The organism is Nocardioides sp. Soil_C_8, assembly GCF_057656315.1.
Window position 1 is genome coordinate 21,508 of sequence record NZ_JBDGKQ010000004.1, and the last position, 22,442, is coordinate 43,949.

Annotated in this window: 24 protein-coding genes; 1 reads left to right on the top strand and 23 read right to left on the bottom strand. The window is 70.9% G+C overall.

Translation table 11 applies throughout. From position 1 onward, the window contains the following. Window positions 1–4: 4 nt before the first annotated feature. Genes AC3A3L_RS17035 through abc-f form a run of 3 tightly spaced genes read right to left on the bottom strand, consistent with a single transcriptional unit; the run spans window position 5 to window position 4,319 of the window. Window positions 5–1,888, bottom strand: coding sequence for an ABC transporter ATP-binding protein (locus AC3A3L_RS17035; protein WP_487641232.1), 1,884 nt, complete (start codon window positions 1,886–1,888; stop codon window positions 5–7). Window positions 1,889–1,904: 16 nt separating this feature from the next. Continuing rightward, window positions 1,905–2,690, bottom strand: a complete 786-nt coding sequence (locus AC3A3L_RS17040) for an enoyl-CoA hydratase/isomerase family protein (protein ID WP_487641233.1) — start codon at window positions 2,688–2,690, stop codon at window positions 1,905–1,907. Window positions 2,691–2,720: 30 nt separating this feature from the next. Next, a complete protein-coding gene (gene abc-f, locus AC3A3L_RS17045; RefSeq protein WP_487641234.1) occupies window positions 2,721–4,319 on the bottom strand; it encodes a ribosomal protection-like ABC-F family protein in 1,599 nt (532 codons plus the stop codon). A 109-nt stretch (window positions 4,320–4,428) separates the two neighbouring features. On the opposite strand from abc-f, the gene ypfJ reads away from it, so the two are divergent. Continuing rightward, a complete protein-coding gene (gene ypfJ / locus AC3A3L_RS17050; RefSeq protein WP_487641235.1) occupies window positions 4,429–5,364 on the top strand; it encodes a KPN_02809 family neutral zinc metallopeptidase in 936 nt (311 codons plus the stop codon). 9 nt (window positions 5,365–5,373) lie between these two features. Here ypfJ and AC3A3L_RS17055 read toward each other — a convergent pair whose 3' ends face one another. The 20 genes from AC3A3L_RS17055 to AC3A3L_RS17150 all read right to left on the bottom strand — a co-directional run bounded on the left by AC3A3L_RS17055 (window position 5,374) and on the right by AC3A3L_RS17150 (window position 22,431). Then, on the bottom strand, window positions 5,374–6,282 hold the full coding sequence (locus AC3A3L_RS17055; protein WP_487641236.1) for a phosphotransferase: 909 nt from the start codon (window positions 6,280–6,282) through the stop codon (window positions 5,374–5,376). A gap of 10 nt (window positions 6,283–6,292) precedes the next feature. Further along, window positions 6,293–7,870, bottom strand: a complete 1,578-nt coding sequence (locus tag AC3A3L_RS17060; RefSeq protein ID WP_487641237.1) for an ABC transporter permease — start codon at window positions 7,868–7,870, stop codon at window positions 6,293–6,295. Continuing rightward, window positions 7,867–8,790 carry an ABC transporter ATP-binding protein gene (locus AC3A3L_RS17065; protein ID WP_487641238.1) on the bottom strand — a complete coding sequence of 308 codons (924 nt, stop codon included), beginning with the start codon at window positions 8,788–8,790 and terminating at the stop codon, window positions 7,867–7,869. The genes AC3A3L_RS17060 and AC3A3L_RS17065 overlap by 4 nt, the downstream gene beginning before the upstream one ends. A gap of 61 nt (window positions 8,791–8,851) precedes the next feature. After that, window positions 8,852–9,457 carry an acVLRF1 family peptidyl-tRNA hydrolase gene (locus AC3A3L_RS17070; RefSeq protein ID WP_487641239.1) on the bottom strand — a complete coding sequence of 202 codons (606 nt, stop codon included), beginning with the start codon at window positions 9,455–9,457 and terminating at the stop codon, window positions 8,852–8,854. 20 nt (window positions 9,458–9,477) lie between these two features. Beyond that, window positions 9,478–9,720 (bottom strand): helix-turn-helix transcriptional regulator, encoded by a 243-nt coding sequence (locus AC3A3L_RS17075; protein ID WP_487641240.1) that lies wholly within the window; start codon window positions 9,718–9,720, stop codon window positions 9,478–9,480. Next, window positions 9,717–10,589, bottom strand: coding sequence for an ABC transporter permease (locus AC3A3L_RS17080; RefSeq protein WP_487641241.1), 873 nt, complete (start codon window positions 10,587–10,589; stop codon window positions 9,717–9,719). Before AC3A3L_RS17080 ends, AC3A3L_RS17075 begins: the two co-directional genes overlap by 4 nt. Next, window positions 10,589–11,515, bottom strand: coding sequence for an ABC transporter ATP-binding protein (locus AC3A3L_RS17085; protein ID WP_487641242.1), 927 nt, complete (start codon window positions 11,513–11,515; stop codon window positions 10,589–10,591). Before AC3A3L_RS17085 ends, AC3A3L_RS17080 begins: the two co-directional genes overlap by 1 nt. 62 nt (window positions 11,516–11,577) lie before the next feature. Next, window positions 11,578–12,123 (bottom strand): NYN domain-containing protein, encoded by a 546-nt coding sequence (locus AC3A3L_RS17090; protein ID WP_487641243.1) that lies wholly within the window; start codon window positions 12,121–12,123, stop codon window positions 11,578–11,580. 31 nt (window positions 12,124–12,154) lie between these two features. Beyond that, window positions 12,155–12,553 (bottom strand): hypothetical protein, encoded by a 399-nt coding sequence (locus AC3A3L_RS17095; protein ID WP_487641244.1) that lies wholly within the window; start codon window positions 12,551–12,553, stop codon window positions 12,155–12,157. Between the two features lie 17 nt (window positions 12,554–12,570). Further along, the gene (locus AC3A3L_RS17100; RefSeq protein ID WP_487641245.1) at window positions 12,571–13,353 is read right to left on the bottom strand and encodes an aminoglycoside adenylyltransferase domain-containing protein; all 783 of its coding nucleotides are present in this window, start codon (window positions 13,351–13,353) and stop codon (window positions 12,571–12,573) included. A 482-nt stretch (window positions 13,354–13,835) separates the two neighbouring features. Then, window positions 13,836–14,219 (bottom strand): metal-sulfur cluster assembly factor, encoded by a 384-nt coding sequence (locus tag AC3A3L_RS17105; protein WP_268113701.1) that lies wholly within the window; start codon window positions 14,217–14,219, stop codon window positions 13,836–13,838. Beyond that, window positions 14,216–14,671, bottom strand: coding sequence for a Fe-S cluster assembly sulfur transfer protein SufU (gene sufU / locus AC3A3L_RS17110; RefSeq protein ID WP_487641246.1), 456 nt, complete (start codon window positions 14,669–14,671; stop codon window positions 14,216–14,218). The genes AC3A3L_RS17105 and sufU overlap by 4 nt, the downstream gene beginning before the upstream one ends. After that, on the bottom strand, window positions 14,668–15,906 hold the full coding sequence (locus AC3A3L_RS17115; protein ID WP_487641247.1) for a cysteine desulfurase: 1,239 nt from the start codon (window positions 15,904–15,906) through the stop codon (window positions 14,668–14,670). Before AC3A3L_RS17115 ends, sufU begins: the two co-directional genes overlap by 4 nt. Window positions 15,907–16,017: 111 nt before the next feature. Beyond that, on the bottom strand, window positions 16,018–16,776 hold the full coding sequence (gene sufC, locus AC3A3L_RS17120) for a Fe-S cluster assembly ATPase SufC (RefSeq protein WP_487641248.1): 759 nt from the start codon (window positions 16,774–16,776) through the stop codon (window positions 16,018–16,020). Beyond that, window positions 16,773–17,108 carry a non-heme iron oxygenase ferredoxin subunit gene (locus AC3A3L_RS17125; RefSeq protein ID WP_487641249.1) on the bottom strand — a complete coding sequence of 112 codons (336 nt, stop codon included), beginning with the start codon at window positions 17,106–17,108 and terminating at the stop codon, window positions 16,773–16,775. Before AC3A3L_RS17125 ends, sufC begins: the two co-directional genes overlap by 4 nt. Continuing rightward, window positions 17,108–18,331, bottom strand: coding sequence for a Fe-S cluster assembly protein SufD (gene sufD, locus AC3A3L_RS17130; protein WP_487641250.1), 1,224 nt, complete (start codon window positions 18,329–18,331; stop codon window positions 17,108–17,110). The genes AC3A3L_RS17125 and sufD overlap by 1 nt, the downstream gene beginning before the upstream one ends. A gap of 45 nt (window positions 18,332–18,376) precedes the next feature. Next, window positions 18,377–19,795, bottom strand: a complete 1,419-nt coding sequence (sufB, locus tag AC3A3L_RS17135) for a Fe-S cluster assembly protein SufB (protein WP_487641251.1) — start codon at window positions 19,793–19,795, stop codon at window positions 18,377–18,379. Next, window positions 19,792–20,499 (bottom strand): helix-turn-helix transcriptional regulator, encoded by a 708-nt coding sequence (locus AC3A3L_RS17140; protein ID WP_487641252.1) that lies wholly within the window; start codon window positions 20,497–20,499, stop codon window positions 19,792–19,794. Before AC3A3L_RS17140 ends, sufB begins: the two co-directional genes overlap by 4 nt. Window positions 20,500–20,587: 88 nt before the next feature. Beyond that, window positions 20,588–21,415 carry an ABC transporter permease gene (locus tag AC3A3L_RS17145; RefSeq protein ID WP_487641253.1) on the bottom strand — a complete coding sequence of 276 codons (828 nt, stop codon included), beginning with the start codon at window positions 21,413–21,415 and terminating at the stop codon, window positions 20,588–20,590. After that, the gene (locus tag AC3A3L_RS17150; RefSeq protein WP_487641254.1) at window positions 21,412–22,431 is read right to left on the bottom strand and encodes an ATP-binding cassette domain-containing protein; all 1,020 of its coding nucleotides are present in this window, start codon (window positions 22,429–22,431) and stop codon (window positions 21,412–21,414) included. The genes AC3A3L_RS17145 and AC3A3L_RS17150 overlap by 4 nt, the downstream gene beginning before the upstream one ends. Between the last annotated feature and the right edge of the window lie 11 nt (window positions 22,432–22,442).

Here is a 22,442-nt window from a genome sequence, read left to right on the forward strand (position 1 = left end):
GACCCTAGCCGGGGAGCTCGACCTTCTCCTCGCGGAACTGGGTGGCGTGGAGGGTCGCGTAGAGCCCGCCAGCGGCGAGCAGCTCGGCGTGGGTGCCGTGCTGGACGACCCGACCGTCGTCCAGGACGAGGATGAGGTCGGCGTTGCGCACGGTGGAGAGCCGGTGCGCGATCACCAGCGACGTACGTCCCTCGAGCGCGGCGTCGAGCGCCTGCTGGACGGCGGCCTCGGACTCGCTGTCGAGGTGGGCGGTGGCCTCGTCGAGCACCACGATGGCGGGCGCCTTGAGCAGCAGGCGCGCGATCGCGAGCCGCTGTCGCTCTCCCCCGCTGAGCCGGTAGCCCCGGTCGCCGACGACCGTGTCGAGGCCGTCGGGCAGCGACCGGACCAGGCGGTCGACCTGGGCGGCCTCGAGGGCCTCCCAGACCTCGGCCTCGGACGCCGATGGGCGGGCGTAGAGGAGGTTCGCGCGGATGGTGTCGTGGAACATGTGCGCGTCCTGGGTGACGTAGCCGACCACGTCCTCCAGCGACTGGAGGGTGACGTCGCGGACGTCGTGGCCACCGACCCGCACCGCGCCGGACTCGACGTCGTAGAGCCGGGCCACGAGGTGGGTGACCGTCGTCTTGCCGGCTCCCGAGGGCCCGACGAGGGCGACCATCTGGCCCGGAGCGGCGGTGAACGTCACGTCGTGGAGCACCTGGCCGGTGTCGCGCGACTCAGTCCGCGCGACGGTCTCGAGCGAGGCGAGCGAGATCTGGTCGGCGCGCGGGTAGGTGAACGCGACGTGGTCGAACTCGAGGCGGGAGGCGGTGGGCGCGAGCGCGACGGCGTCCGGCTTCTCCTGGATGAGCGACGGCAGGTCGAGGACCTCGAAGACCCGGTCGAAGCTGACCAGCGCGGTCATCACGTCGATGCGCACGTTGGAGAGCCCCTGCAGCGGCCCGAGGAGACGGAGGAGCAGCACGCCGAGCGCGACGATGGTGCCGATGGAGAGGTCGCCGCGGATGGCCAGCCAGCCGCCGATGCCGTAGACCAGCGCGACTGCCAGCTGGGGCACCAGCGTCATCGCGGCGAAGAAGATGCGGGTGAGGAGGGCGATCCGGACGCCGAGGTCGCGCACAACGGCGGCCTTCTCGGCGTAGACGACGTCCTCCTCCTCGCGGCGGCCGAAGAGCTTGAGCAGCATGGCGCCGCCCACGTTGAAGCGCTCGGTCATCGCGTTGCCGAGGTCGGCGTTGCCGTCCATCTGCTCGCGGGAGAGGCCGGCGAGCCGGTTGCCGACCGCCCGGGAGGCGACGAGCAGCACGGGGAAGAGCGCGAGGCACAGCAGGGTGACCTGCCAGCTGAGGAACAGCATGGTCACGCCGACGACGATCGCCGAGATGATGTTGGAGACGGTGCCCTGGAGCGTCGAGGTGAAGGCTCGCTGCGCACCGATGACGTCGTTGTTGAGCCGGCTCACCAGGGCACCGGTCTGCGTGCGCGTGAAGAACGCCAGGGACTGGCGCTGCACGTGGGCGAACACCTGGGTGCGCAGGTCGTAGATCAGTCCCTCGCCGATGCGGCTGGAGAGCCAGCCGGTGACCAGGCCGAAGCAGGAGTCGACCACGGCAACGAGCGCGACGAGCGCCGCGAGCCCGATGACGACCGACACGTCGCCCTGGCTGACGCCCTTGTCGATGATCAGGCCGAGCAGCAGGGGCGGCAGCACCACGAGGGCGGCGTCGACGACCGTGACGAGGAGGAATGCGACGATCAGCGGACGGTGCGGCCTGGCGAAGCCGATGACGCGGCGGACCGTCTCCCGCTCGATCCGGTTCTCGACCACGCTGCGGTCCTGGCGCAGGTGCCGCCAGGGTGGTCCACCGGCTCCCATCATCGACATCGGGTTCCCCTTCGCCTCAGCCTCCCAGCGCTGCGGCCAGGGCGCGGAACCGCCGCACCTGGGCCTCGCGCTCGAGGCGGCGCTGCTCGTCGAGGCCGCGGTCCGCGGCGCCCTGCAGCAGCAACTTGGTCTCGGTGACCACGTCGGGCATCGGCGCAGCCAGGGCGGCTGCGAGGTCGGCGACGGCGCGGTCGAGGTCGGCCGTCGGGACGACGTGGGTGGTCAGCCCGATGGCCTGGGCCTCGGCAGCCTCCACCACCCGAGCGGTGGCGCAGATCTCCAGGGCCCTGGCGTATCCAACGTGCTCCACCAGCGGCTTTGTTCCCGTGAGGTCCGGCACCAGCCCGAGGGCCGACTCCTTCATGGAGAACTTCGCGTCGTCGGCGGCGACCCGCAGGTCGCAGGCGAGCGCCAGCTGGAAGCCGGCGCCGATGGCGTACCCCCGCACCTTGGCGACGGAGACGAAGCGCGGGTCGCGCAGCCAGGTGAAGCCGCGCTGGAACTCCCCGATCCGGGCCGAGGCTTCCTCGTCGCTCAGGGCGAGCAACCCCAGCACGGTGCCCTCCCCCGCGTTGGCCGGGTCGAGCATCGCGCGGTCGAGACCGGCCGAGAAGGTGTCGCCCTCCCCCGTCACCACCACGACGCGTACGGCGTCGGGCAGCGCGGCACCGACCTCGGCCAGCGCCAGCCACATGGCCGGGGTCTGGGCGTTGCGCACCTCGGGCCGGTCGAGCGTGATCGTGGCGACGGGGCCGTCCACCTCGAGGCGGAGGCCGACCGCGGCGAGCTCTTCGGGAGTCATGTCGAGCAGGTTACTACTCGTGAGTAACCCTCAGGCGAGGGACACCAGGTCCGCGTAGTCCTCGCTCCAGAGGTCCTCGTCGCCGTCGGGCAGGAGCAGCACGCGATCGGGGTCGAGCGCGCGGACGGCACCCTCGTCGTGGGTGACGAGGATGATCGCCCCGGTGTAGCTCCGGATCGCGTGGAGCACCTCCTCGCGGGAGGCCGGGTCGAGGTTGTTCGTCGGCTCGTCGAGCAGCAGCACGTTGGCGCTGGAGACCACGAGGATCGCGAGCGCCAGTCGGGTCTTCTCGCCGCCGGACAGCACACCGGCCGGCTTGTGGGCATCGTCGCCCGAGAAGAGGAACGAGCCGAGCACCGAGCGTGCCTGGGTGTCGGTGAGCTCGGGCGCGGCGCTGTGCATGTTCTCCAGCACGGTGCGGTTGACGTCGAGCGTCTCGTGCTCCTGGGCGTAGTAGCCCATCTTCAGCCCGTGGCCCGGCACCACCTCACCGGTGTCCGGCTGGTCGACTCCCGCGAGGATCCGCAGCATCGTGGTCTTGCCGGCGCCGTTGAGGCCGAGGATGACCACGCGGCTCCCCCGGTCGATCGCGAGGTCGACGGCGGTGAAGACCTCGAGCGAGCCGTAGGACTTCGACAGCTCCGTGCCCATCAGCGGCGTCTTGCCACACGGCGCCGGTTCCGGGAAGGCGATGCGCGCGACCTTGTCTGCCTGTCGCTCGGTCTCGATGCCGGCCATCATCTTCTCGGCCCGCTTGAGCATCGACTGCGCAGCCTGCGCCTTGGTGGCCTTGGCCCGCATCTTGTTGGCCTGGTCGGTCAGCACCTTCGCCTTGTTCTCGGCGTTCTGGCGCTCGCGCCGGCGGCGCTTCTCGTCGTCCTCGCGCTGGGTCAGGTAGTTGTGCCAGCCCATGTTGTAGACGTCGATGACGGCGCGGTTGGCGTCGAGGTGGAACACCTTGTTGACGGTGGCCTCGAGGAGGGCGTTGTCGTGGCTGATGACCACGAAGCCGCCCCGGTGCGCCTTGAGGAAGTCGCGGAGCCAGACGATCGAGTCGGCGTCGAGGTGGTTGGTCGGCTCGTCGAGCAGCATGATCTCGGCCCCCGAGAACAGGATCCGCGCGAGCTCGACCCGGCGGCGCTGGCCGCCCGACAGCGTGCCGATCGGCTGGGCGAGCAGGCGCTCCTCGATGCCGAGCGCGGCAGCCATCTGCGCGGCCTCGGACTCGGCCGCGTAGCCACCGCCCGCGTGCAGCTCGGCGTCGGCGCGGGACCACCGCTTCATGCCACGCTCGTGGACCTTCGGGTCATCGCTCGCCATGTCGACCTCGGCCTCGCGCAGGCGGCGTACGACCTCGTCGAGGCCGCGCGCGGACAGGATCCGGTCGCGGGCGATCACCGCCGGGTCGCCGACCCGGGGGTCCTGCGGCAGGTAGCCGATGTCGCCGCTGCGCAGGACCTGTCCCGAGGCGGGCTGGCCCTCGCCGGCGAGGATGCGGGTGAGGGTCGTCTTGCCGGCTCCGTTGCGCCCCACGAGGCCGACCTTGTCGCCTGCGGCGATGCGGAAGGTGACGTCCTCCATGAGGAGCCGCGCGCCGGCTCTGACCTCGAGCTTCTGGGCGGTGATCATCTCGGGCGACATCCTACGAAGGGGTGGAGCAAGGAGTCCCATCGGCGACGCACGCGCTACTGTGCGCAGAGGTCGGATCGACCCCATGACCTGCGGAAAGGCAACCCCCATGCGCTTCAACCCGAAGGCCGACATCAGCGGGGGCCGCGTCAGCGACGCCGGTCGCGGCGGTGGTGGGGGCGGCCCGATGCGCATCCCGCTGCCCGGCGGCACCCGGGCCGGCGGCGGCATCGGCGGCCTCATCATCATCATCCTGTTCGTGGTGCTGACCCAGTGCATGGGCGGCGGCCTGCCCGGCGGCGATGGTGGCGCCAGCCCGCAGGGCCAGGGACAGGGCGAGCCGGACGGCATCGACACCGGCGACGAGCGCTACGCGAACTGCAAGACCGGCGCAGACGCGAACACCGACGCCGACTGCGCCCGCAAGGCCGTGGCGCTCTCGCTCGAGCAGTACTGGGCGGAGACGCTCCCGGAGCAGGCCGGCACGGAGTTCACCCCGGCCGACATCAGGACCTTCGCCGGCGCCGTCCAGACCGGCTGCGGCCAGGCGTCGTCGCAGGTGGGCCCGTTCTACTGCCCGCCCGACCAGCAGATCTACCTCGACACGACCTTCTTCGCCGACGTCCTCGAGGGGCAGCTCGGGGGCCAGGGCGGCGACTTCGTCGAGCCCTACGTCCTCGGCCACGAGTACGGCCACCACATCCAGAACCTGATGGGCACCATGGGCCAGGTCCGCACCCAGAAGGGCGCCGACTCCGACGCCGTGCGCCTCGAGCTGCAGGCCGACTGCTACGCCGGCATGTGGACGAAGGACGCCAGCGGCGGCGACGGCATCCTGACCGGGCTCGACGAGGGCGACATCCGCGAGGCGCTCGACTCGGCCAAGGCGGTCGGCGACGACCGGATCCAGCAGAAGTCCGGCCAGGGCGTCGACCCCGAGGGATGGACGCACGGCTCGTCGGAGCAGCGGATGGCGTGGTTCACCCGCGGCTACCAGGAGGGCACGCTCGAGGCGTGCGACACCTTCTCGGCCTCCTCGCTCTGACCGGGGCGCTCAGCGGTCGCTGAGCAGCGCCTCGATCTGGCCGACCTGGCGCTGCATGGAGCGGATGTACGGCGCGACGCTGGGGTGGCGGAACTTGCCGGCCAGCGCCCCCTCGCCCTCGGCGACCCGGGCGAGCGCCCAGTCGAGCCGGGTCAGGGCGGTGTACACGGCCATGACGCGCGCTCCCGTCACGACGTCCTCGTTCGTCGCCAGGCCGGCGGGCAGCGCGGCGACGTACGCCTCGACGAGGGGCTCGACGTCCTCGCGGGTCGCCAGCGACAGGTAGCCGAGGTCGGCGCCGACCGGTCCCCGGCCGAGGTGGGCCCAGTCGATCGCGACGGCGCCGTCCCCGTGGCGCCCCGGGATGTTGGCGGCGGACGGGTCGCCGTGCTGCGCCACCTGCGGGAGGGCGTCGCAGCGGTCCAGCCACATGTCGCGGCGCGACCACAGGTGGTCGGCGATGTCGGCGACCGGTGTGCGGGCGAGGGTGCGCCAGCCACCGCGGCGCTCGACGAGGCGGAGCCGGCTGCGCAGCTGGTCGCGCGCGAGCCACGGGTGGTCCCCGAGGTCGACTGCGGCGAAGCGTCCGAGGCAGGCGGCCAGCCACAGCCCAGGCGGGTCGGCGGTCTCGACCCGCTCGTGGACGAGGGTGATGCCCTCCTCGTCCTCGTCCACGCGGACGACCGGCGCCTCGCGCAGCCCGGGCGCGTCGGTCACCACGCCGCTGAGGGCGACGTCGGCGGCACGCCGCCAGTAGTTCACGTCGCCCGGGACGAGGACGCCCGGCGCGTCGTGCGCCTCGGGCCGGCGCAGCCGCTTGACGACCACGTCCTGGCCGAGGTGGGTGGCCGACCACACGCCGACGGTGGCCGGACCTGCACCCGGGAGGCGCTGCCATCCCGGCTCCGGCTGCCACATGGGCGTGACGCTAGTGCACCTCCACGTCGCGACGGCGGAAGAGCAGCTCCCCGGCCGCGCTGAGCGCGACGGCGACGAGCGCCAGCCCGGCGACCGGTGCCCACCGGACGTCCTCGACCGGTGTCAGCGCCAGGTGGTGGAAGGGCGAGATGTCCTGCAGCCACTCCGGCATCCGGAGGACCTGCCCGAAGAGCATCACCACGACGGCGAACAGCAGGCCCACCCACGCCAACGGCGCCAGGCGGGAGCGGATGCCGAAGAGCAGCCAGGCCAGGCTGCTGAGCACGAGGACGGGCGCGAGGTAGGGCGCGAGTGCGACCAGGTAGGTGCCGGCCACGCTGGCGTCGCCGGTCGTCAGTGCGTACCCCACGCCGAGGCCGACTCCGGCGGCCAGCAGCACGATGACCGTCCCGCACACGGTGAAGAGCACCTGCGTCAGCAGCCATCGGCGCCGCGAGAGGCCGGTGGCCAGGAGGACCTCGACGACTCCGGACGCCTCGTCGTGGCGGGGGCGCAGCGCCGCCGAGACTGCGTACCCCGAGGACATGAGGGCCAGCATCAGGATGGCCGTGGCGTAGAAGCCGTCGGTGAGGTCGCCGCTTCCCTGCGCGAAGACCTCGCGGGTCGCGTCGGAGTCGCCGAGCAGGTCCCCGACGTCGCTGCCCAGGGAGCCGTAGGAGAGTCCGGTGAGCAGGAGGCCCAGGGCCCAGCCGATCAGCGACCCGCGCTGCAGGCGCCAAGCCAGCCCCCACGGGGTCGTGAGCCGCTCGGCCGCCCGGCTCGGGCCGGGACGCGCGGCGAGGACCCCCGAACCGTGGTCACGACGTCGGAACGTGGCACCGGCGGCCGCCACGAAGAGGGCGGCCGCGGCCAGAAGCAGCAGGAGTGGCCACCACCTCAGCCCGGAGAAGGCATGCATGCCCTGGTACCAGCCGATCGGCGAGAGCCAGGTCAGGACCGGTGAGCCGAGGTCGCCCACGGCCCGTAGGACATACGCGGCACCGATGACGGCGCCCGTGATGCCGTACGCCGCCCGCGCGCTCGACGTGAGCTGGGCGGCGAGCAGCGCGACTCCTGCGAAGACCATGCCGACGGCCGCCAGGCCGACGCCGAGCGCGACGGAGTCGGCGACCGCGAGCGGGAAGGTCGCCAGGCTGACGGCGACCAGGCCTCCGGTGACGAGGTTGGCGACCAGGGCGACGAGGACGGTGGCCATCGTGGTGGCCTCCCGCCCGACTGCGGAGGCACGCAGCATCTCGTCCCGCCCGGACTCCTCCTCCGCACGCGTGTGCCGCACGACGAGGAACATCGACATCAGCCCGACCGTGATCGCGCCGAAGGCGGTGGACTGCCACGTCACCTGCCCGCCGATCGTGTCGAGCGCCCGCGCAGGACCGGCCATCGCGACGAAGGCCGCGTTGGCCTCCATGGCTGCGGCGGCCCTGTCGAGCTCCGCCTGGGTCGCGTAGAGGCCCTTCACGCTGACCGCCTGCGACCAGTAGAGCAGGGTGATGCCGGCCGCCCAGGCGAGCACCACGAGACGGTCGCGCCGCAGGAAGTGACGCAGGAGCAACCAGGTCCCGGTCACGGCGCGTCGACCTCCACCTCTGCTGCGGCCGCGGCCACGTCGTCGCCGTAGTGCCGCATGAAGAGCTCCTCGAGCGTCGGCGGCGTCGCGGTGAGCGAACCCAGCCCGGCCTCCTGGAGGACGGCGAGCGCAGCGGACAGCGCGGGTGTGTCGACCTCGAAGGCGACCCGGTGCCCCTCGACGAGCAGGTCGTGCACGCCGTCCTGGTCGGCCAGGCCGTCGACAGGCCGGTCGGTCTCCGCGCGCACGGTCGTGCGCGTGAGGTGGCGCAGCTCGGTGAGGGTGCCCGACTCGACGCACCGACCGGAGCGGATGATGCTCACGCGGTCGCACAGCCGCTCCACCTCGGCGAGGATGTGGCTGGAGAGCAGCACCGTGCCTCCCTGGTCGCGGAACTCGTCGACGCACTGCTGGAAGACTGCCTCCATCAGCGGGTCGAGACCGCTGGTCGGCTCGTCGAGAAGCAGCAGCTCGACGTCGCTGGCGAGGGCGGCGACGAGGGCGACCTTCTGCCGGTTGCCCTTGGAGTACGTGCGTCCCTTCTTGGACGGGTCGAGCTCGAAGCGCTCGACCAGGTCGGCGCGGCGCTTCTCGTCGATGCCGCCGCGCAGCCGGCCGAGCAGGTCGATGACCTCACCCCCGGTGAGGTTGGGCCACAACGTCACGTCGCCCGGGACGTACGCGAGACGCCGGTGCAGCGTGGCTGCGTCACCCCATGGGTCACCGCCGAGGAGCCGTGCCGAGCCGGAGCTGGCCCGTAGCAGGCCGAGCAGCACCCGGATCGTGGTGGACTTGCCCGCACCGTTGGGGCCCAGGAACCCGTGCACCTCCCCCGTGGCGACCTCGAGGTCGAGGCCGTCGAGCGCCCGAGTCGTGCCGAACTCCTTGACCAGGTCCCTGACCTCGATCGCGTTGCTCACGCACCTGACGGTATCGGGGCCGAGCTCCGGGTGTCGCCAGCCTCGGTGTGTCTCGTCGGCGTCAGGCGTTGGTCACCTCGACGGCGACCGACTGCGCGTCCTCGATCGCCCGGTCGAGGACGGCCCGGCGCGGGTCCGGCACCGGCAGCCACGGGGCCACGACCGTCACCGACGACAGGCGCGGGTCGGCCAGCACGGCATCCACCGCAGCGTGGTCACCGCCGGTGACGACGAGGTGTACGCCGCCCAGGATCCGCGCCGTGTGGTCGGCGGCCGCCTCGTAGGCCTGGCGCGCCTGGTTGTCGCGCCGGCGGGCGAAGCGCTGCTGGCTCTGGCCGCCGGCCTTGGTGCGTCCCTGCACGTGGCGCTGGCCGATCTTGTGCTCGACCAGCGTGGGCCCGTCCAGGCGCGCGATCGCGAAGCCGCCCTTGCGCACGAGGAGCACGCCCCACTCCCCCGCTGCACCGGCCGCCGCCGCGAACTCGCTCGCCCCCGGCGCACCGTCGTACGCCCTCGCGAACGGGAGCCGGGCCGTGAAGTGGGAGCCGTCGACCGCCTCCCCGCTCAGCCCGCCGTCGGACACCGACAGCTCGGCCCCACCGTGACCGGTCGCGAAGTTGGCGACCCACCGCTCCCAGCGCGCGACGGGGACCAGGACGGACGGCACGACTGAACGCTAGCGGCCGGTCAGGCGGTGTGGCCGGACTGGTCGCTGATCCGTGGGAACGGGGTCAGCGAGAACACCGCCTCGACCGGCACCTCGAAGAACGCCGCGATGCGGAGCGCGAGGTCGAGGCTGGGGCTGTTGTCACCGCGCTCGATGTAGCCCACGGTCTGGTAGTGGACGCCGAGCGCGGAAGCCAGGTCGCGCCGCGAGACGCCCTGCTCGGCGCGCAGCAGCGCGATGCGGTTGTGCACGACGTCGCTCATCGGGTCCACTGCACCGCGGCCTCGCGGGCCGCTGCGACGGTGGACCCGGACTGGCGCCGCGCCATCCGGCGCAGGAGGGCCGGCGCGACCACGGCGCCGACGACCGCCCAGACGCCCAGCACCGCCACGGTCTCCAGCGTGCGCCAGGATCCGCCGATCTCCGCGGCGGCGTAGCTGTCGGGCAGGAAGGCCGAGCGCATGCCGAGCCCCATCCAGTACATCGGGAACACCTGGGCGACCACCTGCACCCAGCCCCAGAGCGCCTGCACCGGGTAGAAGATCCCCGAGATGCCGGCCAGCGCCATGACCGGGAGCATCCCCCACATGCCCACCTTCTGCACCGACGGCACCAGCGCGCCGATCATCATGCCGATCGGAAGCAGCGCGAGCAGGCCGAGGACCGTCACCCACAGGACGGTGAACCAGCCGCTCGGGTGGGCCATGAGGTCGTCGAAGAGCAGGAAGCTCGGGACGAGGACCGCGACCGCCTGCGGGACCAGGCTGGCGGAGTGGAACACGAGCTGGCCCGAGAAGTAGCCCACGAGCCCGTGCGGGACTGCCTTGGCGCGCAGCAGGGTGCCGTCCTCCTTCTCCATCGCCAGGCTGTAGGCGGGACCGATCACGAGGCCGAACGCGATGAGGCCGGCGAGGATGCTGGGCAGGGCGACCGACGGGAGCAGGAGCCCCGTGTCGTCGACGGGTGTGTCCCGGCGGAGGTAGAGGTAGCCCACGGCGAGGAACGCGGTGAACAGGTAGAACCACTGGTCCTGGGAGCTGCGGAGGCTGAGGACGAACTCCGTCCACCCGCGTCGCAGGCCGAGGCCCACGGCGTGCGGGACGACAGGACCTGTCGACGTCGTGCCGCTCATCACATCACCTCCGTGAAGGCGCGGACCGCCTCGTCGGCCTGTCCCGCCTCGTGTCGTTGGACCAGGTCGAGGTAGGCGTCCTCGAGGCTCGCCCGACGCACCTCCAGGTCGACCACCGGCTCACCGGGCTCGTTGAGCAGCCGGCGGACGAAGTCGGTCGCGTCGTCGGTCGAGTGGACGAAGCGCTCGCCACCGCGCGTCCACTTCACCTCGACGCCCAGTGCGGCACGCAGGGCCAGCTGCTCGGCCGTGTCGTCCGCGACGATGCGACCGCCGGCGAGCACGAGGACCCGGTCGGCGAGCTTCTCCGCCTCGTCGAGGTCGTGGGTGGTCAGGAGGATCGTGGTGTGCTCGAGGTCCGCGAGGCGGTGCACGACCTGGTGGAAGTCACGGCGCGCCTGCGGGTCGAAGCCGGCGGTCGGCTCGTCGAGGAAGAGCAGCTCCGGCCGACCGATGATCCCCATGGCCACGTCGAGCCGGCGGCGCTGACCTCCGGAGAAGGTGGCGATCTTCTGGTCCGCGAGGTCGACGAGGCCGACGACCTCCAACAGCTCGTCGGTGGGAACCGGTCGGGACCGGTCCGGGGTGGAGAACGGCCGGTAGTAGCCGCCCACCTGGTCGAGCAACGCCCGCGGCGTCCACCGCGCGTGGTCGCGCCAGGACTGCAGCACCACTCCCGTGCGCGCGCGGAACTCCTCGCTCGCCCGCCGGGGGTCCTCCCCGAGGACCCGGACGTCGCCGGCCGAGCGGTCGCGGAAGCCCTCGAGGATCTCGATCGTCGTGGTCTTGCCTGCGCCGTTGGGGCCGAGCAGGCAGACCACCTCACCGGGCTCGACGGAGAACTCGACGCCGGTGAGGACGTCCTTGTCGCCGTAGCGCATGCGCAGGTCGCGGACCTCGATGGCGGGACCGGGTGCGGTGCTCACCCGACCAATGTAGTTCCAGTGCTATCGATGTAGCAAGAATGCTACATCGACAGGATCCGGGCTCAGAGGAACTCGAGCGGGTCGAACTGGTCGATCGGGATGACCCGGACGCGCGGCAGGGCGGTGTTGAAGGCCCCGAGGTCGTACTCGAGGTCGAAGATGCGCAGGCCCGGCAGGTTGCGGAATTGGGAGTTCACGAACTCGGTGAACCCGATGACGCCGACCTGGCGGCTGCCGTCGCAGAGCGCCGAGACCTGGTCGACGAAGTCGCCGTCGTGGCTGACCAGCACCACGTCCGCGGGTCGGTCGACCAACGCCTCGGCGGTGCGCTGGATCGCGATGTCGACGACCTTGCCCTCGCCGCTCAGCGGGATCGGCTTGAAGCCGATCGCGAGCAGGGCCTGGACGAAGCTGATCGGGAGCTCGGTGCTGGCGGCGAGGAAGAACAGGCCGGTCACGTCCTGGTCGAAGGCCCGCTCGGCCCACTCCAGCAACCGGTCCCAGCGCGGCCGCTCCTCGGGACGCGGACGCCGGCCCAGGATCGAGGTGCCCAGGGTGGCGTCGATGTTCTCCCCGTCGACGAGGAGGTAGGTCATCCGCTCAGCCATGCGAGGACTCTCCCACACGCCCGGGAAGCGCTCAGGCCTGGTAGACGACCCTGAACGACTCGGTCACCTCGTCGCCGGTGACGCTGACGTCGCTGACCTCGACGAGTGCCCGCGGCCGGCCGGATCCGTCGCAGAGGATCGAGAGGACTCCCTCCTGCGGGAGGTCGCCGGCGTAGTCGCCCACCGCCGCCGTCGTGCTGCCCTCGTCGGCGGCGAGCACCGTCGCGACGTAGGCGTCGGACTCCTCCGCCGAGTCGCCGTACGCCCACGCAGGCGGTGGCACGGACTCCAGCGTGGTCGGACCGAAGTAGGTCGGGGCCGCGTTGAGCTTGGCGTGGAAGCGGGCGAGGTCCCAGAAGACCCGCAGCTCCTCGTGGTCGAACTCGACCTCGGACAGCTCGACGGCGCTGGGCTCGACCTCGGGATCCATGCCCGAAGGGTAGCCAGTCAGGCCACGCGGGCGACGTACGCCGCGTAGTCCCGCGCGGCCTCCATCGACCCCGGCCGCGGCGGCGCCTGCGGGTCGAGCCCGAGGTCGCGGTCGGCGAGGACCTGCTGGAGCAGCGGACGCCAGCCGGGGTCGCCGTGCACCATCACCCACCGCAGCGCGTCCCTCTTGCTGGCCACCTCTCCGGTGCGGATCGTGTAGAGGCTGCGGCTGGCCTGCACGACGAGGTAGCGCTGGCACCACGCCACGGTCGGTGGGCACCAGCCCAGGACGTCGTCGGTGAGCGTCGCCAGGCCCGCCCGCGCGCTGTCCCGGAGCACGTCGTCCGGGACCGGCTCCACCAGCTGCTCCGGGCACGGGCCGACGAGCGTGATGCCGTGCTCGCGCAGGATCCAGCGGGTCCACGGCTGGTTGCAGTGCTCCGACCACGACATGACGTCCGAGCCGTGGTCCACGTAGAGCCACTCCCGCCCGAGCCCGGCGACGGTCGCGAGGTCACCGGCGACGGCGTACGACCCCTCGAGGTGGCCGTGCCAGAAGCCGTCGCGGTGCGGCAGGTCGGCGTGGAGGCGACGCAGCGCGGCCTCCTGCTCCCCGTCGGGCCGCTCCCGCACCACGACGACGAAGTCGCAGTCGCTGTGCAGGTCACCGGCCCCGAGCGCGAACGACCCCTGCAGGTACGCACCGACGAACGACCCGCCGAGCGCCTCCTGGGCACCGGTCACGAGGTCGTGCAGCACGCCGTTGAGCTCGGCGTAGCGCGTGGGGTGGGGGTTGAGCACGGATGGAGTGTGCGCTCGGGGCGGGCGCCGGCGCCACGGATTATCGGCCTGCTCCGTCGGGCGGTGACTGAGGGCGCTCCGGCGGCGTCGAGTGCCTCCAGCACTCCGCTCGAGGCCTACGTACGTCGGGTGATGCGCGCGAGCGGTGAGTGAGACAGGTTCCTGGCGTACAGAACATGCCTCACTCACCGCTCGGGCGGTGGCTGAGCCACATTGCGCGCAGCAGGAATGTGGCTGGGGCGCCGCTCAGGCGCGTGTCGTACGTCGCCACGCTGGCGGGCGGTGGCTGAGCCACATTGCGCGCAGCAGGAATGTGGCTGGGACACCGCTCAGGCGGTTCGCCGTAAGCGCCGCGGGCCCGGCACAGGGGACGTTCCTCCCTAGGGAGGGGCCGCCCGAAATGGGGGCGAGCGGTGAGTGGGACGTCCGGAACATGTCCCACTCACCGCTCGTGCGGAACGTGCAAGAGGTGCAGCCGAGGCTCAGACGTTGAAGCCGAGCGCCCGGAGCTGCTCGCGGCCGTCCTCGGTGATCTTGTCCGGGCCCCACGGGGGCATCCAGACCCAGTTGATGGCGACGTCGCCGACGAGGCCCTCGAGGGCCGACTCGGTCTGGTCGGTGATCACGTCGGTCAGCGGGCAGGCCGCCGAGGTGAGGGTCATGTCGAGGACGGCGTTGCTGTGCTCGTCGAGGTGCACGCCGTAGACGAGGCCGAGGTCGACGACGTTGATCCCGAGCTCGGGGTCGACGACGTCCTTCATCGCCTCGGTGACGTCGTCGACGGTCACCGTCGACGTGCCGCCGCCCTGCCCGGCCTCGGGCACGTCGGGGAGGTCGCCGTGGTCGATTCCCTGGGTGTCGGTCATGAGGGGGCTCCTTCTGATTGGGCCTGGGTGGTCGCGTCCTTCCACGCCATCCAGGAGAGCAGTGCGCACTTCACGCGCGCGGGGAACTTGGCGACACCGGCGAACGCGATACCGTCCTCGAGGACGTCCTCGTCGGGCTCCACCTGTCCCTTGCCCTGCATGAGCTCGAGGAAGGTCTGGTGGATCCCCATGGCCTCGTCGACGGGCTTGCCGATCACGAGGTCGGTCAGCACGGACGCCGACGCCTGCGAGATCGAGCAGCCGACGCTGTCGTACGACACGTCCTCGACGACACCGTCGGACAGGTGCACGCGGAGGGTGACCTCGTCGCCGCAGGTCGGGTTGACGTGGTGCACCTCGGACTCGAACGGGTCGCGCAGGCCCTTGTGGTGCGGGTTCTTGTAGTGGTCCAGGATGATCTCCTGGTAGAGCGCGTCGAGGTCGGTGCTCATCCGTCCACCTTGAAGTAGCTGCGGGTGTGGTGGAGGCCCTCGACGAGCGCGTCGATCTCCGCCGGCGTGGTGTAGAGGTAGGACGACATCCGGCTCGAGCTCTGCACGCCGAAGCGGGCGTGCGCCGGCTTGGCGCAGTGGTGCCCGGCCCGGATCGCGATGCCGCGCGAGTCGAGGACCTGCGCGATGTCGTGCGGGTGCACGCCGGCGAGCTCGAACGAGATCGCGCCACCGCGCCGGGTGGCGTCGAGCGGGCCGAGGACGGTGAGGCCCGGCACGGACTGCAGCCCGTCGAGGGCGTACGCCGTGATCGTTTGCTCGTGGCGGTGGATGGCGTCGAGGCCGATGTGGCCGAGGTAGTCGACGGCCGCGCCCAGGCCGACGGCCTCGACGATCGGCGGGGTGCCGGCCTCGAAGCGGTGCGGCGCCTTGGCGAAGGTCGACCGGGCCATCGTCACGGTCTCGATCATCTCGCCGCCGCCGTGGAAGGGAGGCAGCTCGTTGAGCAGCGCCTCACGTCCCCACAGGACGCCGATCCCGGTCGGGCCGGTCACCTTGTGGCCGGTGAAGACCAGGAAGTCGCACCCCGTCGCCTGTACGTCGACCGGCAGCTGCGGCGCGGCCTGGGAGGCGTCGACGACCGACAGCGCGCCGGCGGCCCTGGCGCGGGCGACGAGGTCGGTCACCGGGTTGATCGTGCCCAGCATGTTGGACACCCAGGTGAAGGCGACGACCTTGGTGCGGTCGTCGATCAGCTGGTCGGCGTTCGACAGGTCGAGGTGACCGTCGTCGGTCAGCCCGAACCACCGCAGCTCCGCGCCCGAGCGCTCGCAGGCGAGCTGCCACGACACGATGTTGGAGTGGTGCTCCATCTCGGTGATGACGACGTTGTCGCCGGGGCCGAGCTCGATCGTGCGGGCCAGCAGGTTGAGCGCCTCAGTGGCGTTCTTGGTGAAGATCACCTCGTTGCGCGACGGCGCGTTGAGGAACGCCGCGACCTGGTCGCGCGCCGCCTCGTAGGCCTCCGTCGACTCCGCGCCGAGCTGGTGCATGGCGCGGGCGATGTTGGCGTTGTGCCGCTCGAGGTGGTCGACCATCGTGTCGATGACGACCTGCGGCTTCTGCGAGGTGTTGGCGCTGTCGAGGTAGACCAGCGGCACTCCGCCCGCGAGCGTGCGCTCGAGGATCGGGAAGTCCTTGCGGATCACGTCGAGATCCGGGAGCAGTCCTTCCATCGGCTTACCCCTTTCGGCGGTGTGAGAAGCGGTGCTGGTCAAGGCGGAGGAGCGAAGGCGACCTTTGAGCGGAGCGGGTCGTCGAGTGACGACAACGCAGCCCAGCGCCGCTTATCGCGCCGCCGTGAGGTACTTGTCATAGCCCTCGGCCTCAAGCTGGTCGGCGAGCTCCTTGCCGCCGGACTCGGCGACCTTGCCGTCGACGAAGACGTGGACATAGTCGGGCTCGATGTAGCGCAGGATGCGGGTGTAGTGGGTGATGAGCAGGACGCCCTTGCCCTCGCGCTGGCGGAAGCGGTTGACGCCCTCCGAGACGATCTTGAGCGCGTCGATGTCGAGGCCGGAGTCGGTCTCGTCGAGCACCGCGACCTTGGGGTCGAGCAGCTCGAGCTGGGCGATCTCGTGGCGCTTCTTCTCACCACCGGAGAAGCCCTCGTTGACCGAGCGCTGCGAGAACGACGAGTCGAGGTTGAGCGCCTCGAGGGCGCCGTTGACGTCCTTGACCCAGGTGCGCAGCTTGGGTGCCTCGCCGTCGATGGCCGTCTTCGCGGTGCGCAGGAAGTTGGCGACCGAGACGCCCGGGACCTCGACGGGGTACTGCATGGCGAGGAACAGGCCGGCGCGGGCGCGCTCGTCGACCGAGAGGGACAGCACGTCCTGGCCGTCGAGGGTCACCGTGCCGCCCGTGATCGTGTACTTGGGGTGGCCGGCGATCGAGTAGGCGAGCGTCGACTTGCCCGAGCCGTTGGGCCCCATGATGGCGTGGGTCTCGCCCTCCTTGATGGTGAGGGTGACGCCCTTGAGGATCTCCTTGGGGCCGTCCTCGGTGTCGACGGTGACGTGGAGGTCGGTGATGACGAGCTTGCTCATGCGGGGGTGACTCCGTTCAGGGTGGTCTCGGTGTCGACGTACACGTCGGTGCCGCGTACCTCGATCGGGAAGGTGGCGACCGGCTCGGTCGCAGGGAGGTTGGTGGGCTTGCCGGTGCGCAGGTCGAACATCGACCCGTGCAGCCAGCACTCGATCTGGCAGTCGGCGACCTCGCCCTCGCTGAGGGCGACCGCGGCGTGGCTGCACTCGTTCTCCAGCGCGAAGACCTCGTCGCCGTCGCGGGCGACGACGACCTCGTAGCGACCCAAGGTCACCGCGAGGCCCTGGTCGGCCCGGATCTCGTCGAGTGCGCAGGCGCGCTCGAACGCCATCAGTCGTCCGATCCGAACGCGGCGAGCGAGCCGACGTCCTTGAGGACGTTCTTGGCGAGCTCGGCCTCGACGGTGGTGAGGAGGCGGTCCTCGATGGACGGCACGCCGACCTTGCGGATGAGGTCGTTGAAGAAGCCGTGCACGACGAGGCGCTGCGCCTCCTGCTCGGAGACGCCACGCGACTGCAGGTAGAACAGCTGCTCGTCGTCGAAGCGAGCAGTCGTCGAGGCGTGCCCGGCGCCCTCGATCTCGCCGGTCTCGATCTCGAGGTTCGGGATCGAGTCGGCCTGGCAGCCGTCGGTGAGAACCAGGTTGCGGTTCTCCTCGTAGGTCTCGATACCCTCCGCGACCTTCCGGATGAGCACGTTGCCCACCCAGACCGTGTGCGCCTTCTCGCCCTGCAGCGCCCCCTTGTAGACCGCGTGGGACTTGGTGCGCGGGGCGGTGTGGTCGGCGAAGATCCGGTGCTCGATGTGCTGGCCGGCGTCGGCGAAGTAGAGGCCCAGGAGCTCCGCGGAGCCGCCGGGACCGTCGTAGGTGACGTTGGCGTCCATGCGGACCACGTCGCCGCCGAAGGAGATCGCGGCGTGCTTGTAGGTCGCGTCGCGACCCACGAGGGCCTGGTGGTGCGCGAGGTGCACGGCGTCGTCGGCCCAGTCCTGGATCGAGACGACCGTGACGTCGGCCCCGTCACCCACCGCGACCTCGACCACCGCGGCGACCGTCGAGGAGCCCGTGTGGTTGAGGACTACGATGGCCTTGCTGTGCGCTCCGAAGCGCATCGCCACGTGCCCGGCCTCGGTGACGGTGGCGTCCTCGCCGTCGAGGTCGACGACGATCGGCTCGGCCACCTCGGTGTCGGCGGGCACGTCGATCAGCAGGCTCGCGGGGACCTCGGCCAGCACGCGGGCCGCCCAGCGGGTGTTGGGCACGAGGCCGGAGATGCCTCGCAGTCCACGGGCCTCGTCGCCGGAGACGCCCTCGATGCGCACGCCCGCGGGGGTGTTCCACGTGCACGAGGTCGCCGAGCGCATGAACTCGGCGTCGGCGTGCAGGCCTTTCAGCCGCTTGAGCGGCGTGAAGCGCCAGATCTCCTCGCGGCCGGTCGGGACCTCGTGGTCGGCGACGTCGAACGAGCCGGCGGGGTGGAGGTGGCTCTCCACCTTGCCGTGCTCGGGGCCCTGCTCCAGCGCGGAGCGGACGGAATCAGTGGTGACGGTCAAGGATCTACTTTCTACGTACGTCGAACGGGTCAGCGGCAGCGGGCGTCAGCCCACGGCCCCTTCCATCTGCAGCTCGATCAGGCGGTTGAGCTCGAGGGCGTACTCCATCGGCAGCTCCTTGGCGATCGGCTCGACGAAGCCACGCACGATCATCGCCATCGCCTCGTCCTCCTCCATGCCGCGCGACATGAGGTAGAAGAGCTGGTCGTCGGAGACCTTGGAGACGCTCGCCTCGTGGCCCATCGACACGTCGTCCTCGCGGATGTCGACGTAGGGGTAGGTGTCGCTGCGGCTGATCTGGTCGACCAGGAGCGCGTCGCACAGCACGTTGGACTTCGAGCCGTGGGCGCCCTCGTTGACCTGGATCAGCCCGCGGTACGACGTACGACCGCCGCCGCGCGCCACCGACTTGCTCAGGATGGACGACGAGGTGTGCGGCGCGGCGTGCACCATCTTGGCGCCGGCGTCCTGGTGCTGGCCCTCGCCGGCGAACGCGATCGAGAGCGTCTCGCCCTTGGCGTGCTCGCCCATGAGGTAGACGGCGGGGTACTTCATCGTGACCTTCGAGCCGATGTTGCCGTCGACCCACTCCATCGTCGCGCCGGCCTCGCAGGTCGCGCGCTTGGTGACGAGGTTGTAGACGTTGTTCGACCAGTTCTGGATGGTCGTGTAGCGGACGCGGGCGCCCTTCTTGACGACGATCTCGACGACCGCGGAGTGCAGGGAGTCGGAGGAGTAGATCGGCGCGGTGCAGCCCTCCACGTAGTGCACGTAGGAGTCCTCGTCGGCGATGATCAGCGTCCGCTCGAACTGGCCCATGTTCTCGGTGTTGATCCGGAAGTAGGCCTGCAGCGGGATGTCGACGTGGACGCCCTTCGGCACGTAGATGAACGAGCCGCCCGACCACACCGAGGTGTTGAGCGCGGCGAACTTGTTGTCACCGACCGGGATGACGGTGCCGAAGTACTCCTTGAAGAGCTCCTCGTGCTCCTTCAGCGCGGTGTCGGTGTCGACGAAGATGACGCCCTTCTCCTCGAGGTCCTCGCGGATCGAGTGGTAGACGACCTCGGACTCGTACTGGGCGGCGACACCGGCGACCAGGCGCTGCTTCTCCGCCTCCGGGATGCCGAGCTTGTCGTAGGTGTTCTTGATGTCCTCGGGCAGGTCCTCCCACGACGTGGCCTGCTTCTCCGAGGAGCGCACGAAGTACTTGATGTTGTCGAAGTCGATCGCGCCGAGGTCGGAGCCCCAGGTCGGCATCGGCTTGCGGTGGAACAGCTTGAGGCCCTTGAGGCGCAGGTCGAGCATCCACTGCGGCTCCGACTTCTTGGAGGAGATGTCGCGCACGACGTCCTCGTTGAGACCACGGGTCGCGGCGGCGCCGGCGTCGTCGCGGTCGGCCCAGCCGAACTCGTACTTGCCGATGCCCTTGAGCTCGGGGTTGAGTTCTTCGATCGAGGTCATGCCTGCTCCTTTGTCGGGTCCGTCTTCCGGTCCGTCTTGAGGGTCTGGGGGATGCACGTGGTGCACACGCCGTCACCGTGGGCGATGGTCGCCAACCGCTGGACGTGGGTGCCGAGCACGGAGGCGATCGCCTCGGTCTCGGCCTCGCAGAGCTGCGGGAACTCGTGGGCGACGTGGGAGACCGGGCAGTGCTGCTGGCACAGCTGCTCCCCCACGACCGGGAGCTCTCGCACCGATGCGGCGTAGCCGTTCTGGGTGAACACCCGCGCGAGCGCCTCGGCGGGCGTCAGGTCGGGGTCGGCCGCCATGATCGCGGCGTAGTCGCGCTCGACGAACGCCACCCGGCGCCGCGCGAACTCGACCACGGCGTCCTCGCCCTGCGTCTCGGCCAGGAACCGCATGGCCTGCACGGCGAGGTCGTCGTACTGCTGGTCGAAGCTGTCGCGCCCCGCCTCGGTGAGCGCGAAGACCTTCGCGGGACGACCGCGTCCGCGGGTGCCGTAGACCTTCTGGTCGCGCGACTCCACGACCCCCTCGTCGGCGAGGTGGTCGAGGTGGCGGCGTACGGCGGCGGGTGTGAGGTCGAGCCGGAGGGCGAGGTCGGCGGCGGTCGAGGGGCCGTTCTCCAGGATCGTGCGGGCCACGCGGTCACGCGTGGGCGCATCGCCCTCGCGCTGTGCCGTCGACGTCCTCACGAATTCCACAACGCCAGTGTGTCGTTATTGCTTCCCGGCGTTCAAGCAAGGGTCACCTAAGTGACCTGGCCCACCGCGGACCCACCGCCGGCTCGCGTCAGTCGGAGGTGCGGGACCGGAAGGTGCGGATGGCCAGCGGCGCCACGACGGCCGTGATGAGGATGATCCAGCCGATCGTGAACGGGATCGGGTGGTGCATCGGGAACGCGGCCCCCTCCGCGAGCGGCTGGTCGTTGCCCCAGAGCACGCGCACGGCCTGGGTCAGCGACGAGATCGGGTTCCACTCGGCGATGAACCGCAGGACGGTCGGCATCTGGTCGGTCGGCGCGAACGTGTTGGCCAGGAAGGTGATGGGGAACATCGTGGCGAACATGACGCCGTTGACCGCCTCGACGGAGCGCATCGCCGAGCCGACCCAGATGCCGACCCAGATCATCGCGAACCCCCAGCCGAGGAGCAGGAGGTAGCCGAAGGCCGCCTGGAGGACGTCGGTGTGGATGCGCCACCCGATGACGAGCCCGGTCAACGACATCACGACCAGGCCGATCGAGGCGTGGGCCAGGCTCGAGATGCTGCGGCCCACCAGCACGGCGGCCGGGTTGATCGGCAGCGACCGCATCCGGTCGACGATGCCCTTGTCGAGGTCGGCGGTGAGCCCGACGGCGACGATGAACGAGGCGAAGGCGACGGTCTGCGCCATGATCCCGGGGAGCAGGAACGCGCGGTATCCGGCGGGCGTCGCCACGTCGATCGACGAGCCGAAGACGAACGCGAACAGCAGCACGAACATGACCGGCTGGATCGTGACGTCCATCAGCATCTCGGGCATGCGCCTGATGTGGAGGAAGTTGCGGCGGGCGATGGCCCACGACTGGGCCGGCAGCCCGGTGGTGCGGATTTCCGGTCGCTCGAGGGTGGTGGTCATCGGGCCCTGCCTCCTGCGGTCTGGTCGAGCTGGTCGGTGTGGTCGCCCCCGTCGCCCACGCCTTCGTCGGGCTCGTGCGCGGCACGGTGCCCGGTGAGGTGGAGGAACACGTCGTCGAGGCTCGGGCGCTTGAGCCCGATGTCGTCGAGCACGATGCCGCTCTCGTCGAAGATCCCGGCGACGCGCGTCATGTGGGCCAGGCCCTCCGACGGCGCCGTGAGCTGGCGGGCACCCACGTCGACGTGCACCTCCCGCGCGTGGGGACGCAGCAGCGCCTCGGCCGTCTGCAGGTCGCCGGCGTGCGAGACCGTCACGACGAGGGCTGCGGCACCCGACTGGTCCTTCAGCTGCAGCGGGGTGCCCTCGGCGATGACCGTGCCGCGGTCGATCACCACGATGTTGTCGGAGAGCTGGTCGGCCTCCTCGAGGTATTGCGTGGTCAGCAGCAGGGTGGTGCCGTCGGCGACGAGCTCGCGCAGCACCTCCCACAGCTCCACCCGTGAGCGCGGGTCGAGGCCCGTGGTCGGCTCGTCGAGGAACAGCACGGGTGGCGTCGCGATGAGGCTGACCGCGAGGTCGAGCCGGCGCCGCATGCCGCCGGAGTAGGTCTTGGCCGTGCGGTCGCCCGCGTCGGAGAGCGAGAAGCGCTCGAGCAGCTCGTCGCTCGCGCGCCGGATGTAGGCCGGGTCGAGGCCGTAGAGGCTGCCGATGAGGCGCAGGTTCTCCCGGCCGGTCAGGAGCTCGTCGACGGTGGCCGCCTGACCGGTCAGCCCCATGCTGCGACGCACCGCGGCGGCGTCGGTCAGGATGTCGTGGCCGGCGACGCGACCCGTGCCGGCCGTCGGACGGGTGAGCGTGGTCATCATCCGGACGGTGGTCGTCTTGCCGGCGCCGTTGGGCCCGAGCAGGCCGAGCACCGTGCCCTCGGGCACGACGAAGGACACCCCGTCGACGGCCACCGTGTCACCGAAGTGCTTGACGAGGCCCTCGGCCTCGATCGCTGGGGATCGCGTCATGGCGACCACGC

Bases quoted from the DNA above. Each gene is read 5' to 3' on its own strand.
- AC3A3L_RS17055 (WP_487641236.1), bottom strand. From the start codon at position 6,282: ATGTGGCAGCCGGAGCCGGGATGGCAGCGCCTCCCGGGTGCAGGTCCG.
- AC3A3L_RS17075 (WP_487641240.1), bottom strand. From the start codon at position 9,720: ATGAGCGACGTCGTGCACAACCGCATCGCGCTGCTGCGCGCCGAGCAG.
- AC3A3L_RS17145 (WP_487641253.1), bottom strand. From the start codon at position 21,415: ATGACCACCACCCTCGAGCGACCGGAAATCCGCACCACCGGGCTGCCG.
- AC3A3L_RS17125 (WP_487641249.1), bottom strand. From the start codon at position 17,108: ATGGCGTTCGAGCGCGCCTGCGCACTCGACGAGATCCGGGCCGACCAG.
- sufU (WP_487641246.1), bottom strand. From the start codon at position 14,671: ATGAGCACCGACCTCGACGCGCTCTACCAGGAGATCATCCTGGACCAC.
- AC3A3L_RS17115 (WP_487641247.1), bottom strand. From the start codon at position 15,906: ATGGAAGGACTGCTCCCGGATCTCGACGTGATCCGCAAGGACTTCCCG.
- ypfJ (WP_487641235.1), top strand. From the start codon at position 4,429: ATGCGCTTCAACCCGAAGGCCGACATCAGCGGGGGCCGCGTCAGCGAC.
- AC3A3L_RS17035 (WP_487641232.1), bottom strand. From the start codon at position 1,888: ATGTCGATGATGGGAGCCGGTGGACCACCCTGGCGGCACCTGCGCCAG.
- sufB (WP_487641251.1), bottom strand. From the start codon at position 19,795: ATGACCTCGATCGAAGAACTCAACCCCGAGCTCAAGGGCATCGGCAAG.
- AC3A3L_RS17080 (WP_487641241.1), bottom strand. From the start codon at position 10,589: ATGAGCGGCACGACGTCGACAGGTCCTGTCGTCCCGCACGCCGTGGGC.
- AC3A3L_RS17040 (WP_487641233.1), bottom strand. From the start codon at position 2,690: ATGACTCCCGAAGAGCTCGCCGCGGTCGGCCTCCGCCTCGAGGTGGAC.
- sufC (WP_487641248.1), bottom strand. From the start codon at position 16,776: ATGAGCAAGCTCGTCATCACCGACCTCCACGTCACCGTCGACACCGAG.
- AC3A3L_RS17090 (WP_487641243.1), bottom strand. From the start codon at position 12,123: ATGGCTGAGCGGATGACCTACCTCCTCGTCGACGGGGAGAACATCGAC.
- AC3A3L_RS17150 (WP_487641254.1), bottom strand. From the start codon at position 22,431: ATGACGCGATCCCCAGCGATCGAGGCCGAGGGCCTCGTCAAGCACTTC.
- abc-f (WP_487641234.1), bottom strand. From the start codon at position 4,319: ATGATCACCGCCCAGAAGCTCGAGGTCAGAGCCGGCGCGCGGCTCCTC.
- AC3A3L_RS17095 (WP_487641244.1), bottom strand. From the start codon at position 12,553: ATGGATCCCGAGGTCGAGCCCAGCGCCGTCGAGCTGTCCGAGGTCGAG.
- AC3A3L_RS17105 (WP_268113701.1), bottom strand. From the start codon at position 14,219: ATGACCGACACCCAGGGAATCGACCACGGCGACCTCCCCGACGTGCCC.